General features: G+C 64.4%; 12 protein-coding genes and 4 tRNA genes. 7 read left to right on the top strand and 9 right to left on the bottom strand.

The window, feature by feature from the left end; genetic code table 11:
• The 6 genes from ASC83_RS23435 to ASC83_RS05120 all read right to left on the bottom strand — a co-directional run.
• Positions 1-122 (bottom strand): GTP-binding protein (locus tag ASC83_RS23435; RefSeq protein ID WP_229827326.1); only part of this gene is annotated, 122 nt, incomplete at its 3' end.
• A gap of 74 nt (positions 123-196) precedes the next feature.
• A tRNA-Thr gene (locus tag ASC83_RS05140) sits at positions 197-271 on the bottom strand.
• A 60-nt stretch (positions 272-331) separates the two neighbouring features.
• Positions 332-405, bottom strand: a tRNA-Gly gene (locus ASC83_RS05135).
• Between the two features lie 74 nt (positions 406-479).
• A tRNA-Tyr gene (locus ASC83_RS05130) sits at positions 480-565 on the bottom strand.
• 102 nt (positions 566-667) lie between these two features.
• Positions 668-743, bottom strand: a tRNA-Arg gene (locus tag ASC83_RS05125).
• A gap of 69 nt (positions 744-812) precedes the next feature.
• The gene (locus ASC83_RS05120) at positions 813-1469 is read right to left on the bottom strand and encodes a TetR family transcriptional regulator (RefSeq protein ID WP_056059092.1); all 657 of its coding nucleotides are present in this window, start codon (positions 1467-1469) and stop codon (positions 813-815) included.
• A gap of 188 nt (positions 1470-1657) precedes the next feature.
• On the opposite strand from ASC83_RS05120, the gene ASC83_RS05115 reads away from it, so the two are divergent.
• From ASC83_RS05115 to ASC83_RS05100, 4 genes are all read left to right on the top strand, one after another.
• Positions 1658-2953 carry an efflux RND transporter periplasmic adaptor subunit gene (locus ASC83_RS05115; RefSeq protein ID WP_056059089.1) on the top strand — a complete coding sequence of 432 codons (1296 nt, stop codon included), beginning with the start codon at positions 1658-1660 and terminating at the stop codon, positions 2951-2953.
• 13 nt (positions 2954-2966) lie between these two features.
• Positions 2967-6122 (top strand): efflux RND transporter permease subunit, encoded by a 3156-nt coding sequence (locus tag ASC83_RS05110; RefSeq protein WP_056059085.1) that lies wholly within the window; start codon positions 2967-2969, stop codon positions 6120-6122.
• Positions 6115-7548 carry an efflux transporter outer membrane subunit gene (locus ASC83_RS05105; protein WP_056059099.1) on the top strand — a complete coding sequence of 478 codons (1434 nt, stop codon included), beginning with the start codon at positions 6115-6117 and terminating at the stop codon, positions 7546-7548. The genes ASC83_RS05110 and ASC83_RS05105 overlap by 8 nt, the downstream gene beginning before the upstream one ends.
• Before the next feature lie 155 nt (positions 7549-7703).
• Positions 7704-8564 (top strand): cytochrome c5 family protein, encoded by an 861-nt coding sequence (locus ASC83_RS05100; RefSeq protein ID WP_056059082.1) that lies wholly within the window; start codon positions 7704-7706, stop codon positions 8562-8564.
• A 160-nt stretch (positions 8565-8724) separates the two neighbouring features.
• Here ASC83_RS05100 and ASC83_RS05095 read toward each other — a convergent pair whose 3' ends face one another.
• The 3 genes from ASC83_RS05095 to ASC83_RS05085 form a co-directional block, all read right to left on the bottom strand.
• The gene (locus ASC83_RS05095; RefSeq protein ID WP_056059079.1) at positions 8725-9264 is read right to left on the bottom strand and encodes a DUF2946 family protein; all 540 of its coding nucleotides are present in this window, start codon (positions 9262-9264) and stop codon (positions 8725-8727) included.
• Entirely contained in the window at positions 9257-10270 is a 1014-nt protein-coding gene (locus ASC83_RS05090) for a YheT family hydrolase (protein WP_056059076.1), read from the bottom strand. The genes ASC83_RS05095 and ASC83_RS05090 overlap by 8 nt, the downstream gene beginning before the upstream one ends.
• Before the next feature lie 67 nt (positions 10271-10337).
• Complete coding sequence (locus tag ASC83_RS05085; protein ID WP_056059073.1) at positions 10338-10790, bottom strand: nuclear transport factor 2 family protein; 453 nt, start codon at positions 10788-10790, stop codon at positions 10338-10340.
• Between the two features lie 214 nt (positions 10791-11004).
• Between ASC83_RS05085 and ASC83_RS05080 the strand changes: the two genes are divergently transcribed.
• The 3 genes from ASC83_RS05080 (at position 11005) to ASC83_RS05070 (ending at position 13112) form a co-directional block, all read left to right on the top strand.
• Positions 11005-11616: a LemA family protein gene (locus ASC83_RS05080; protein ID WP_056059095.1), complete on the top strand. Its 612-nt coding sequence runs from the start codon at positions 11005-11007 to the stop codon at positions 11614-11616.
• Between the two features lie 33 nt (positions 11617-11649).
• Complete coding sequence (locus ASC83_RS05075) at positions 11650-12570, top strand: YgcG family protein (RefSeq protein ID WP_056059072.1); 921 nt, start codon at positions 11650-11652, stop codon at positions 12568-12570.
• 104 nt (positions 12571-12674) lie between these two features.
• Complete coding sequence (locus ASC83_RS05070) at positions 12675-13112, top strand: TPM domain-containing protein (RefSeq protein WP_369816945.1); 438 nt, start codon at positions 12675-12677, stop codon at positions 13110-13112.
• Positions 13113-13664 lie beyond the last annotated feature (552 nt).

The following is a 13664-nucleotide window of genomic DNA, read 5'->3' as shown; positions in this document are numbered from 1 at the left end:
CCGAACTTGGCGGACAACACGGTAGCGATCGCTGCCGTCAGCGTCGTCTTGCCATGGTCCACGTGACCGATCGTGCCCACGTTCACGTGGGGCTTGGTCCGCTCGAATTTTCCTTTTGCCATTTTTCCGACTCCGAAAAAAATCTACATCAACACAACAGGATCTCGGCGCAACCAGAACCGGACGCACCAGAAAATGGTGCCCATGGCGGGAATCGGACCCGCGACCTCTCCCTTACCAAGGGAGTGCTCTACCACTGAGCCACATGGGCAATTGGCGCCGCTCGCACAACACCAAAAATCTCTACTCAACAAACCAGCACAACAAACAATGGAGCGGGAGACGGGAATCGAACCCGCGTCATTAGCTTGGAAGGCTAGGGTTCTACCATTGAACTACTCCCGCGCAGACCACCGGCCTTTGCGAACCCAACTTTGCACTCGCAAAGCCAAGCATCACTCTCAACACTGCTCACTCACTGGTGGAGGGGACTGGATTCGAACCAGTGTAGGCGTAAGCCAACAGATTTACAGTCTGCCCCCTTTAGCCACTCGGGCACCCCTCCGGAGAATTTCGAATTATAGCACCAAATTTTTACGCATTCAGAAATTAAACGCATTTGACGCTCTTCACAAACGCTGTAAGCGCTCGCTGCTGCATGTACCGTTGGTGCGGCTGGCGGGGATCGAACCCACGACCCTTGGCTTCGGAGGCCAATACTCTATCCACTGAGCTACAGCCGCACACCTCTGATTGACGCAGCCTTTGATTATTGCACGCGGCAAGCATCCAAACAAACAAAGCCCTGGCGCTCAGCCCCCACAGGATGCAGCAGGCACTTTCGCCCCGACCAGCGACAACCCCACACCACGCAAAAATGCGTCGGTGCTGGCGCCACCTACGCCAATGAGATCAAAGCCACCGTCATTCAGAATCCAGTTGCGGATCAGCCCATCAAAAAGGGCATGCAGGCTGATGGCCGCATCCATCGCCGACATCGACAGCACCACCCCTTGCGACTCAGCAGCCAGCGCAAAGTCGCGCGCCAGCTGCTGCGTAAACCCTTCGGAGGCAGCCACATGGCGCTCGCGCAGCCCCATCAGCTCGTTCACGTATTCCACCTTGTACAACGCAATCTCGAAGACCCTTCGGGTGTGCTCGTCCGAGGCCACACTGCGCAGCACCAGCGCCATCACCGCCCGAAGGCGTTGCACAGGATCAGCGCAGGTGCTGTCTTCAAAACTGGCAAAACCCTGTTCCAGCGGCAGCGTGACACGGTCCATCATGGCGCTAAACAGATCCACCTTGTCCTTGAAGTGCCAGTAGATCGCACCACGCGTGGCTCCCGCCGCCTGGGCAATATCACTCAGCGACGCGCGGGACACCCCTTTTTCCCGAAACACCAACTCAGCCGCATCGATCAACCCGTTGCGGGTTGCGATTGCATCTTCTTTTGTCCGGCGCGCCATAGTCAAACATCCTGTTGAGTCCCCAAAACCCCTACGACTGCCTAGGGGCATCTGCAGCAGTCGACAATTATACATTCATGTCTGTATGTATAATTTCTGATCAAACTGTCGGGGCATTGAGCGAAGCGCTCCAGACCTCCCACTTTTTTTCCAGATCCCTTTTTTTGACGCCCACCCAAAGGACTCTCATGCCTCAACTGCGTGACGCATCCGGCACCCCTTACTTGCGTGCCACCACCACCCTACGAGTACTTTCGCTGGCTGCCATCAGCGCAGCAGTACTGCTTGTGTCCGCCTGTGGCAAGGCCGATGGACAGGCCGCCGGGGCAGGCGGTCCCAAGCCGCCCCCGGTCGAAGTGGGAGTCGTTACCGCCACGCCCGGCGACGTGGGGCTGATCACCGAACTGCCTGGCCGCGTGGAGGCGTCTCGGGTGGCCCAAGTGCGCGCACGGGCCGCCGGCATCCTCCAGCAGCGCGTGTTCAAGGAAGGTAGCGACGTCAAGGCCGGGCAGGTGCTGTTCCGCATTGATCCCGCTCCCTACGCCGCAGCGGCAGAGAGCGCGCGCGCCAGCCTCGCCAAGGCCCAGGCCAATCTGGCCCAGGCCAGCGCGCAAGCTGAGCGCTATCGCCCCCTGGTTGCAGCCAATGCCATCAGCAAGCAGGACTTTGTAAACGCAGAGGCGGCCGAGAAACAAGCCCAGGCCGACGTGGCGGCCGCCAAGGCTGCTGTGCGCACCGCCGACATCAACCTCAGCTATGCCAGCGTGACCTCCCCCATCTCCGGTCGCATTGGCCGCGCACTGGTCACTGAAGGCGCCTTGGTCGGCCAGGGCGAAGCGACCGCATTGGCTGTGGTGCAGCAGATCGACCCGGTGTACGTGAACTTCACCCAATCGGCCGGTGACGTCTTCCAACTGCGGCGCGCTATGGAAAGTGGGCAGTTCAAGCGCGCTGGCGGCAGCCAGGCAGCCAGCGTCAAGCTGGTGCTCAGCGACGGATCTGAATACGCACAAGCTGGCAAGCTGCTGTTCACCGACTTGTCGGTGGACTCCACCACCGGCCAGGTCACCCTGCGCGCAGAGGTGCCCAATCCCAAGGGCGAACTGCTGCCCGGCCTGTACCTGCGCGTACGGATTGAGCAGGCACAGGCCAGCAACGCCATCACCCTGCCCCAGCAGGCTGTCACGCGCACCCAGCAGGGCGACACGGTCAGCGTGGTGGGCGAGGACGGCAAGGTGTCGCAGCGCACCGTCAAGATCAGTGCCGCACAGAACAACCGCTGGGTGGTGCTGGACGGTCTGAAGGCGGGTGAAAAAGTGATGGTGGACGGCTTCCAGAAGCTGCAGATGCTGCCTCCCGGAACCCCGGTAAAGCCCGTTCCATGGCAAGCACCAGGCACGCCTGCGCCGGCAGCAGCGACTGCCTCAGCGCCAGCCTCCGCAGAGGCGCCGGCAGCGCCCGTTTCGGCCGCATCCAAGCCATAAGGGGCAATCCAGCATGGCCAAATTTTTCATTGACCGCCCCATCTTTGCGTGGGTGATTGCGCTGTTCATCATGGTGATGGGCGGCGTAGCCATCACGCAGCTACCCATTGCCCAGTACCCGCCGGTGGCACCACCGTCCATCGTCATCAACGCGGCCTACCCCGGCGCATCGGCGCAAACCCTCGAAGACAGCGTGCTGTCGGTCATCGAACGCGAGATGAACGGCTCCCCCGGGCTGATCTACATGGAATCGGTCGCGCAGGCCGATGGTTCCGGCAGCATCACGCTGAGTTTCCAGCCCGGCACCAATGCCGACCTGGCGCAGGTGGACGTGCAAAACCGGCTTTCACGGGCCACGCCGCGCCTGCCTTCTGCCGTGACACAACAGGGGGTGCGCGTGGACAAGTCGCGCTCCAACTTCCTGCTGTTCACCATGCTGTCGTCCAGCAACCCAGCCACCGACACCGTGGCCTTGGGTGACTATGCGTCGCGCAACGTGGTGCCAGAACTGCAACGCCTTAAGGGTATTGGCCAGGCCCAGCTGTTTGGCACGGAGCGCGCCATGCGCATCTGGATCGACCCGGCCAAGATGGTGAGCTACAACCTGTCGGCAGCAGAGATCACTGCAGCCATACGCGCCCAGAACGCCCAGGTGGCCAGCGGCACCATTGGCGACCTGCCCAATGTCGCGGGCCAAGGTATTGCCGCCACCGTGGTGGTCAATGGGCAACTGTCCAGCGTTGAACAGTTCGGCAACGTCGTGCTGCGTGCCAACACCGATGGCTCCACCGTGCGCATCAAGGATGTGGCGCGTGTGGAACTGGGCGGCCAGGCCTACGCCACCGCCGCACGCCTGAACGGAAAGCCCGCCGTAGGCATCGGCGTTCAGCTGTCGCCCAGCGGTAACGCACTGGAGGCCGCCAAGGACGTGCGCGCGAAGATGGATGAGCTGTCACGCTACTTCCCCGAAGGCATGAGCTGGAGCATTCCTTACGACAGCTCGCGCTTCGTAGACATCTCCATCAAGCAGGTCGCAGAAACACTGGTCGAGGCCGTGGTGTTGGTGTTCCTGGTGATGTTCCTGTTTCTGCAGAACTGGCGCTACACCATCATCCCGACGATCGTGGTGCCGATTGCGCTGCTGGGTACGTTTGCCACACTGCTGGCGCTGGGGTTCTCGATCAACGTGCTGACCATGTTTGGCATGGTGCTGGTGATCGGCATCGTGGTGGACGACGCCATCGTGGTGGTGGAGAACGTTGAGCGCATCATGAGCGAAGAAGGCCTGTCACCGCTGGAAGCCACGCGCAAGGCCATGCGCCAGATTTCGGGCGCCATCATTGGCGTGACGGTGGTGCTGATCTCGGTTTTCGTGCCGCTGGCATTTTTTGCAGGCTCCACCGGCAACATCTACCGCCAGTTCTCGGCGGTGATGGTGGCATCCATTGGCTTCTCAGCCTTCATGGCCCTGTCGCTCACACCGGCACTATGCGCCACACTGCTCAAGCCGGTCGAGGCGGGGCATCACCACGAGAAGACTGGCTTCTTTGGCTGGTTCAATCGCGGCTTTTCGCGCACTGCCAAAGGCTACGAGGGCTTTGTGGCCCGCATGCTGCGGCGCGCCGCGCGTTACCTGGTGATCTACGCAGCCATCATCGGTGCTGTGACCGTGGTCTACATGCGCCTGCCGACCTCGTTCCTGCCCAGCGAAGACCAGGGCAACATCATCGTCAACGTGCAATTGCCACCGGGCGCCACGCAGGAGCGTACGCTGGCCGTGATGGAGCAGGTCGAAGGATTCATCCTCAAGCAGCCCGAGGTGCAAAGCATGGTGGGCGTGCTGGGCTTCAGCTTCTCCGGCCAGGGGCAGAACGCGGCCCTTGCCTTTGTGACCCTCAAGGACTGGAGTGAACGCCATGGCCCCGGTCAGTCGGCACAGGACGTGGCCAACCGCGCCTTTGGTGCGCTGATGGGCATTCGCGATGCTTTCATCTTCCCGTTGAGCCCCCCGCCCATTCCCGAGCTGGGCAACGCCAGCGGCTTCACGTTCCGCCTGCAAGACCGGGGCGGCGCAGGGCACGAAGCCCTGGTGAAAGCCCGCAACCAACTGCTGGGCATGGCCTCGCAGAGCAAGGTGCTGACGCAGTTGCGCCCCGATGGTCTGGAAGATGCGCCCCAGCTGCAAATCGACATTGACCGTGACAAGGCCAACGCGCTGGGCGTGCCCTTCGACGCCATCAACTCTGCGCTCTCCACAGCGCTGGGCTCCAGCTATGTGAACGACTTCCCGAACCAGGGCCGCCTGCAGCGGGTGGTGGTGCAAGCCGATGCGCCCGCACGCATGCAGCCTGACGATCTGCTGCAGATCAATGCCACCAACAGCCAGGGCAAACCGGTGCCGCTGTCGGCGTTCGCAACCACGCGCTGGGTGACCGGCGCGCAGCAAACCGTGCGCTACAACGGCTACCCCGCCATGCGCATTTCCGGCTCGCCAGCACCGGGCTACAGCACGGGAGCTGCCATGGCCGAGATGGAGAAGCTGGCGGGCCAACTGCCCCAAGGCTTCGGTTTTGAATGGACCGGCCAGTCGCGCGAAGAAAAGCTGGCAGGCTCGCAGTCGCTCATCCTGTACAGCTTTGCCATCCTGGCGGTGTTCCTGTGCCTGGCTGCGCTGTACGAGAGCTGGTCGATCCCGCTGGCCGTGATCCTGGTGGTGCCCCTGGGCGTGCTGGGCGTGCTGCTGGCCACCTTGCTGCGCGGCTATGCCAATGACGTGTACTTCCAGGTGGGCCTGATCACCATCATTGGCCTGTCAGCGAAAAACGCCATCCTGATCATCGAGTTCGCCAAGGACCTGCAGGCCCAGGGCAAGGGCGTGATCGAGTCGGCGCTGGCCGCCGCGCATTTGCGGTTCCGCCCCATCGTGATGACCTCGATGGCGTTCGGCCTGGGCGTGCTGCCGCTGGTCGTCGCGTCGGGTGCGGGCTCTGCCAGCCAGCGGGCCATCGGCACCGGCGTGCTGGGCGGCATGGTCACTGGCACCGCACTGGCCGTGTTCTTTGTGCCCGTGTTCTTTGTGGTGGTGCGCAGCCTGTTCAAAGGCAGCGCGCGCCAGCAGGAAATGAACCGCCGCCATGCAGAAGAAGCAGGAGTTGGAACCCATGAATAAAAACCGAAGTACCCCCATGGCGTTGGCAGCAGCCACGGCGGCTGCGCTGCTGGCTGGCTGCTCGTTCATCCCCACTTACGAGCGCCCGCAACCCCCCGTCCCCGCCACCTACGCCGGCGGGGTGGCAACGACCGACAGCGCAGCTGCGCAGTCGGGAGCCACCGTGCCCTGGCAGAACTACTTTGCCGAGCCGCGCCTGCAACAGCTCATCGACATTGCGCTGGCCAACAACCGCGACCTGCGTGTGGCCATGCTCAACATCGAGCAAGCTCGGGCCACCTACCAAGTGCGCCGGGCCGACCTGTACCCGGGCGTGGGACTGGCCGCCAATGCCAGCCGGGCCCCTGCCACGGGCACGGGCAACCTGACCAACTCATTCAGCGTGGGTCTGGCCGTATCCGCATGGGAAATCGACTTCTTTGGCCGCATTGCCAGCCTCAAGGAGCAGGCACTCGCCCAGTACCTTGCCACGGAAGAAGGCCGCAACGCCGCACAGGTGAGCCTGGTGGCGGCAGTGGCCAATGGCTGGCTGACGCTGCTGGCCGACGAGGAGCTGCTGGACCTGTCGCGCCAGACCCTTGCATCGCGCGAGGAGTCGGTGCGCCTGACCCGGATGCGCCTGGACGCGGGTGTGGCCTCCGAGCTCGACTTCCGCCAGGCCGAGTCGCTCACCCAGGCGGCCCGCGCCACGCTGGCGCAACAGCAGCGCCAGCGCGCGCTCGACGAAAACGCGCTGGTCCTGCTCCTGGGCCAGGCACTGCCGCAAGACGTGCGCGCCAGTCTGGCCGGTGGCAAGCTGGCCGACGCGCCTGTGATGGCACCGTTGCCTGCCGGCGTGCCGTCGGAGCTGCTCACCCGCCGGCCGGACATCCGCCAGGCGGAGCAGCAACTCATCGGCGCCAACGCCAACATCGGCGCTGCGCGGGCGGCGTTTTTCCCGCGCATCTCCCTGACGGCGCAGGCAGGCACAGCCAGCGGCGAACTGTCCGGCCTGTTCAAGAACGGCTCCTGGGGCTTCACCATCGCGCCATCCCTGCTGCTGCCCATTTTTGACGCAGGCCGCAACCAGGCCAACCTGGACAGCGCCCGGGTCGGCCGGGAGATTGCCGTGGCGCAGTACGAAAAGGCCATCCAGACCGCGTTCCGCGAGGTCTCGGATGCACTGGCGGGGCAAGCCACGCTGGGCGAACAGGCCCGGGCCCAGCAACAGCAGGCCCAGGCAGAGGCCGCGCGCCTGCAGCTGGCCGACCTGCGCTACCGCAACGGCGTGGCCAGCTATCTGGACCTGCTGGACGCACAACGCTCGCTGTTCACGGCCCAGCAGGCAGTGGTGCAGGTGCGGCTGGCGCAACTGCAAAACCAGGTGTCGCTGTACAAGGCACTGGGGGGTGGAGCGCCCGACACCAGCGCCCAACTCCCCTCCTGACGCCCTGCGCGGGAGCGAGCGCAGCCCCTGGGGCGCTGCGCTCGCTCTGGGGCAAACCCGTGGTTGTCTACATCCTGCGGGGATGGGAATAACCATCCCCGCAGATATAATTTAAGGTTGATTACACCGAAGCCCCCGATACACCTGAGGACGACATGAGCGACAACCACCACGAAGAAGCCCATACCGGCCCGATCAAGAACCCCAAGCAGTTGCTGGTCGCGGTACTTTTCTCGTTTGTGATTCCGATCTTTGCCATCATTGGCTTGGTCCTGTATGTGACGTCGGCGGACAAGCCCGCTGCCGGTGCCGTCAACCCCGAAAAGGCCATCGCCGAACGCATCCAGAAGATCGGCATGGTCGAAGTGCGCGACGCCAACCGCCCCCTCAAGAGCGGCGAAGAAGTGTTCAAGGCCCAGTGCTCCGCCTGCCATGCCTCCGGCGCTGCGGGTGCCCCCAAGTTTGGTGATGCCGCTGCCTGGGCTGCGCGCATTGGCACCGGGTTTGAAGCCCTGGTGCAGTCGGCCCTGAAGGGCAAGGGGGCCATGGCCCCCCAAGGTGGCGGCGACTTCAACGACACCGAAATTGCGCGCGCTGTGGCCTATATGGCCAATGCGGGTGGGGCCAAGTTTGCCGAACCTGCTGCTCCCGCAGCCGCTGCCCCAGCCGCTCAGGCAGACGCAGCACCAGCCGCCGCTCCTGCACCAGCACCCGCCGCAGCCCCTGCAGCTGCTGCGCCCGCTGTAGCGGTAGCTGCCGCACCTGCAGCCGCCGCAGCAGGCGCTGGCGAGGCTCTGTACAAGCAGGCTTGCCAGGTGTGCCACGCTGCCGGTGTGGCCGGTGCTCCCAAGTTTGGTGACAAGGCCGCCTGGGCAGCTCGCCTGCCCGCAGGCATCGACGCGCTGTACACCAGTGTCGCCAAGGGCAAGGGCGCCATGCCTCCGCGTGGCGGCTCCCAAGCCTCTGACGCCGATCTGCGCGCCGCGGTGGAGTTCATGACAGCCGCCGCCAAGTAAGGCGGCGCCTCACTCTGCACGGGCTGGGTAGAACCCCACCCAGAAAGCCGGTCCTTGCGACCGGCTTTTTTTCGGCTTGCCGCTTATCCAGTGCCGTTGTGAGCAGCTCTGAGTGCCCGCAACTCCGGGCTGAAGGAGGTAGGGTGGAGCTTCAGGTTGGTCACGACGCCCCGGCTTGCGACCGGGCGCGCGGACTGCAGACATACCCGTAGCGTGCCGGAAGGTCCTGCGCCTGTACGTCCTGCGGTGTCCAGCGTCCGTCAGTCACTGCCTCTGCAGCCAGTGCCACATCCAGCGTGTGCACCAGCCCCAGGCCCAGGTCTGTCTCCAGGTACACACGGCCCTGCTCGTCCAGCAGGCAGTGGCGAACCGACGCCTCCCGGCCCGTATGGCTGATGGCGCGCAGGTCTTGCGGCTGCAGACGCCAGACCCAGGGCGTGGCCTCCAGCTCGACATACACGCGCTGCGGGCCGTTTTGAAAGAACCACTGACCCTGGTCGTCATGCTCGTAGTTGCGGGCTATGAACGCGATGAGCTTGTCGTGCTGCAGCAACGACCCTTTGCTGTGCGGAAACGTACCCGCTGCCTGCACCGCGTCGTCGCGCAGATACCAGTGGCCGCGCGCATCCAGGCCCAGCCAGCCATAGCAGTCGGGCACGTTGGGCCATTTGGCCAGTGCCTGTTTGACGATGTCATCCATGGGCGGATTGTGCGCCGTGCAGCGCCAGCGCCCCACTGTGCTCGGCCAGCCACCCTCCCACGGCGTCGGGCATGGCGCGCACATGCCCCGGTGGCAAGCCGCGCGGGAACCCCACATGCCCGCCATGCGGCGGCTGCCAGAGCGTCACATGGCGTCCCACCTCGCGCACGCCCGGCAGACTGCCAGCGGGCACAAAGGGGTCATTGCGCGCGTTCACCACCAGCGCCGGAATACGGATGCGATGCAGCAGCGGCTTGGCCGACGCGCGCAGCCAGTAGTCCTCGGTATTACGGAATCCGTGGACTGGCGCGGTGAACACGTTGTCGAACGCGTACAAGTCCCGCGCGGCCAGCAGCGCCTGCCGGTCAAACAGCCCCGGGTGCTGGGCCAGCTTCTGCAGCGCCTTGGGCACCAGGGTGCGCATGAACATGCGCGTGTACACCAGCCGGTTGAAGCCGCGCCCAATGGCATGCCCGCCCGCTGCCAGGTCGATGGGCGAGCACACGGCCGCCACCGCATCCGCGCTGCGCGCAGCGTCAGTGCCCACTTCGGCGGCCCAGCGCAGCAGGGCGTTGCCGCCCAGTGACACCCCTACCGCCATCAGCGGCCCGTGGTGGTGCACACGCAGCTGTTGCAGCATCCAGCCGATCTCCGCATGGTCGCCAGAGTGGTAGGCGCGCGGGGCACGGTTGATCTCCCCGCTGCAGCCGCGAAAGTGCGGCAGCGCGCAGGCCCAGCCGCGCTCGCGGGCCAGGTCGGCAAAGGCTTCGCAGTAATGGCTGCGTGATGAGCCCTCCAACCCGTGGAACACCACCAGCAGCGGCCTGGGAGCGTCAGCCACCACACCGTCCTGGAGAAAGTCCACATCGACAAAATCGCCGTCGGGGGTGTCCCAGCGCTCACGGCGGTACTCGGGACGCGGGCCGAACACACGGCGTGCGTACAGCGCGGGCCAGATCGTTTGCAACTGGCCACCGGGGAGCCAGCGGGGCGCTATGTATTTCATAGCTGCCAAGGCATATGTTGTCGGCGCATACAGCCAATTGGACCCAAAATCTTCACGCAGTGGCCTCTCAATGCAGAACGGGGCGCTGCGCCAGCACATCCACCTGGGCGTCGGGCGCCACGCCCGGGCTGGCGTGGTGGGCCACCATGCGCCAGCCTTCGGGGGTCTTGTGGTACACGTTGGTCGCCATGACCACGGCCTGGTGCAGGCCGTCAGGCAGCATCACCTCGACCTGCTCGACCACGCTGTGCACGGCACTCGACAGCGCCACCACGCGGTGCACCTGCGCCGGCCGGGCACGCACCGTGCCATGGGAGAACATGGCCTCGAACGCGGCACGGATGGCGGCGGGCCCCAGCAGGCGCGGCCCGCCCGGGTGCACACAGACAATCTCGTCATCGTCCGCCCAGCACGACATCAGCAGCTCGATGTCACCGCGCTGCAGCGCCTCATAAAACGCGGTTTCGGTTTCATCCGAAGAGCCACCCAGGGTGGCTGCTTTTGATCGGGCGCGGGGCATGTTAATTTTGGTGGTAAATGGGTCGGAACGGCGTGACAGGTGCAACGCCAGCCTGCTATTGTGCGGCGGCGGTGCAATGCCTGGCTGCCTACCGATTTTGTACGCGCTCGGGCGGGGGCCCACCATCGCTGGTCGGCGACCAGTTTGCGGACTGGCGCCCTCCGGTTTCTGGCACAGTCATCCCATTTCTCCATCGGCGGACTCCACCATCATGATGATCCAACGTCTACTTGCCCTCCTCACCTTGCTCGCCGCCACGCTCACGCTGAGCGGCTGCGGCTACAACGACTTCCAGCGCCTGGACGAGCAATCGAAGGCCGCCTGGAGCGAAGTGCTCAACCAGTACCAGCGCCGTGCCGACCTGGTGCCCAACATCGTCGCCACCGTGAAGGGCGAGGCCAACTTTGAACAGGAGACGCTGACCAAGGTGGTCGAGGCCCGCGCCAAGGCCACGGCCATCCAGGTCACGCCCGAGACGCTGAACAACCCCGAGGCTTTCAGCAAGTTCCAGCAGGCCCAGGGAGAGTTGTCCAGCGCCCTGTCGCGCCTGATGGTCGTGTCCGAGCGCTACCCCACCTTGCAGGCCAACCAGGGCTTTCGCGACCTGCGGGTGACGCTGGAAGGCACCGAAAACCGCATCACCGTGGCCCGCAACCGCTACATCCAGACCGTGCAGGAGTACAACGTGCTGGCCCGCAGCTTCCCCACCAACCTCACGGCCATGGCCTTCAGCTACGCCCCCAAGCCCAGCTTTACCGTGACCAACGAGGCGCAGATTTCCGTGCCGCCCACGGTGGACTTCTCCGCATCCAAGGCCAAGCCCTGAACAACCCCTTGCAGGGCCTGACGTGAGCTGAATATGCTGCTAGCGCCTATTCGATATGCCCTGATAGCTATATTTTTTATAGCTGCATGGCCTATCTTTGGGTGGGCCCAATCGCAGCCGCTGGCCGTGCCCCCGCTGACGGGGCACGTCATCGATCAGACCGGCACGCTCAGCGCCAATGACATCCAGGCACTCGAGGGCCAGCTGGTCGCCCTCGAAAAAGCCCGCGGCTCGCAGGTCGTCGTGTTGATGGTGCCCACCACCGCACCAGAGGACATCGCCGCCTATGCCAACCGCGTCGGCAACCAGTGGAAGATCGGGCGCCGCGACGTGGGTGATGGTGTGCTGGTGCTGGTGGCCAAGAACGACCGCAAGATGCGCATCGAGGTTGCCAAGTCTCTGGAAGGTGCCATCCCCGACATCGCAGCAGCACGCATCATCGACGGCGCGATGAAGCCCCGCTTTCAGCAAGGCGACTTCGCGGGAGGCCTCGGTGCAGCGATCACGCAGATCGGCGCGCGCATCGCGGGCGAAGCCCCGCCCGCCCCGACCGAGACACCCTCTCCTGCCGCCGGAGGCAGCAGTCACGGCCTGTTCGACTGGACGGACTTCGCCATCTTCCTGTTCTTTGGCGTCATGGTAGCCGGCCCGCTGGCTCGCAGCCTCCTGGGGGCTGCGCTGGGCGGACTGGCGGTAGGAGGCGGCGTAGGCGCCCTGGCGTTTGTGTTCACCTCCAGCCTGCTGCTGTCGGTGGGCGCGGGCGTGATTGCGCTGCTCTACACCTGGCTTTTTGGCGGCAGTAGCGGCCCCATCAGCCTGGGGCATGGCGGCGGAGGTTCCGGGGGCTGGAGCAGCGGCAGCTCGGGCGGATTCAGCAGCAGCAGTGACAGCGGCGGCTTCAGTTCGGGCGGTGGGGGCGATTTTGGTGGCGGCGGTGCATCGGGGGACTGGTGATGGGTGTTGAGAACAGCGGGCAACCAACGCACACGCTATGGCGTTCCATCTGGAGGCTCGTCCACCATCGCTGGCACGACGCCTTCGGCCGATCCGCCATCCCGTTGCAAGCACTGCAGCGCCTCGGCGCGCAGGTCGCTGCCAGCGAGCGGCAGCACACCGGGCAGATTCGCATCGTGGCGGAAGCGGGGCTCCCCTGGAGCTACCTGCGCCGTCACGCCAATGCACGCGAACGCGCGCTGATGCTGTTCAGCAAACACCGCGTGTGGGACACCGAACACAACAACGGCGTGCTGATCTACCTGCTGATGCCGGAACATGCGTTCGAGATCGTCGCCGACCGGGGCCTGGCACGGCATGTCCCACCCACCGCATGGCAGGAGATGGCGACAAAGATGTCGGCCCAGTTTCAGCAAGGCCGCTACGAAGAAGGCCTGGCGCAGGCCGTGGGGGCGGTAGGCGCCCTGCTGGCGGAGCACTTTCCGCGCGCCACCGATTCGCCCTCCGTCAACGAGCTACCCGACGCGCCGCTCCTGCGCTGAATACCGGCTGGCGGCTATCCCGAGCATCTACAACGCGACACGCATCAGAGCGCCCAGAGGGCGGCCATTGTGTGTATGGGTGGACTGCCGCTCAGCCTGACGGCACGTGCAGTTCAGCCGCAAACTGCTTTCCATGGGCATTGAATTGAACACCCCACATCCAGCCCCTGCAGGCCACATTGCGGAGCTAACCCGCTGACTCTGCGCAGGTGCGCCCGTCACACGCCTTCGGCTCTACAGCTCTGCAGCCCTGCACTCTGCAACCGTCCTGAATATGTACCCGGGTTATCCATCAGCAGGTACCTATCTCCGGCCGAACCAGTGCCCCAAGCCTATGGACTGGCCCTCATCCCATCTTCATTGTTTCCAATACTGGAACAGTTAGTTCGCGACCCGGTGGTTTTTCTCTGCACCCCACCGGCGTACAGTTCATCCCATCGATGAGCCGAACCCGCAAGGCGACTCACCGAACCCGGTCCCAAGCAGCTTTCTTTGTTTTTGGCGCTTTGTTCCGGTTTTTTGAGCCGCTTCTTTAACTTCAAGGATTTCCAT

The sequence above is a fragment of the Acidovorax sp. Root402 genome (assembly GCF_001425125.1).
GTDB lineage: Bacteria > Pseudomonadota > Gammaproteobacteria > Burkholderiales > Burkholderiaceae_C > Acidovorax > Acidovorax delafieldii.
Note: the sequence above shows the minus strand (reverse complement) of the source record. Positions and strands in the feature narration are given on the sequence as shown.

What these genes read in the sequence shown, in the direction of transcription:
- ASC83_RS05080 (WP_056059095.1), top strand. Translation starts at nt 11,005, where the DNA reads ATGATCCAACGTCTACTTGCCCTCCTCACCTTGCTCGCCGCCACGCTC.
- ASC83_RS05085 (WP_056059073.1), bottom strand. Translation starts at nt 10,790, where the DNA reads ATGCCCCGCGCCCGATCAAAAGCAGCCACCCTGGGTGGCTCTTCGGAT.
- ASC83_RS05110 (WP_056059085.1), top strand. Translation starts at nt 2,967, where the DNA reads ATGGCCAAATTTTTCATTGACCGCCCCATCTTTGCGTGGGTGATTGCG.
- ASC83_RS05095 (WP_056059079.1), bottom strand. Translation starts at nt 9,264, where the DNA reads ATGGATGACATCGTCAAACAGGCACTGGCCAAATGGCCCAACGTGCCC.
- ASC83_RS05090 (WP_056059076.1), bottom strand. Translation starts at nt 10,270, where the DNA reads ATGAAATACATAGCGCCCCGCTGGCTCCCCGGTGGCCAGTTGCAAACG.
- ASC83_RS05115 (WP_056059089.1), top strand. Translation starts at nt 1,658, where the DNA reads ATGCCTCAACTGCGTGACGCATCCGGCACCCCTTACTTGCGTGCCACC.
- ASC83_RS05120 (WP_056059092.1), bottom strand. Translation starts at nt 1,469, where the DNA reads ATGGCGCGCCGGACAAAAGAAGATGCAATCGCAACCCGCAACGGGTTG.
- ASC83_RS05105 (WP_056059099.1), top strand. Translation starts at nt 6,115, where the DNA reads ATGAATAAAAACCGAAGTACCCCCATGGCGTTGGCAGCAGCCACGGCG.
- ASC83_RS05075 (WP_056059072.1), top strand. Translation starts at nt 11,650, where the DNA reads ATGCTGCTAGCGCCTATTCGATATGCCCTGATAGCTATATTTTTTATA.
- ASC83_RS05100 (WP_056059082.1), top strand. Translation starts at nt 7,704, where the DNA reads ATGAGCGACAACCACCACGAAGAAGCCCATACCGGCCCGATCAAGAAC.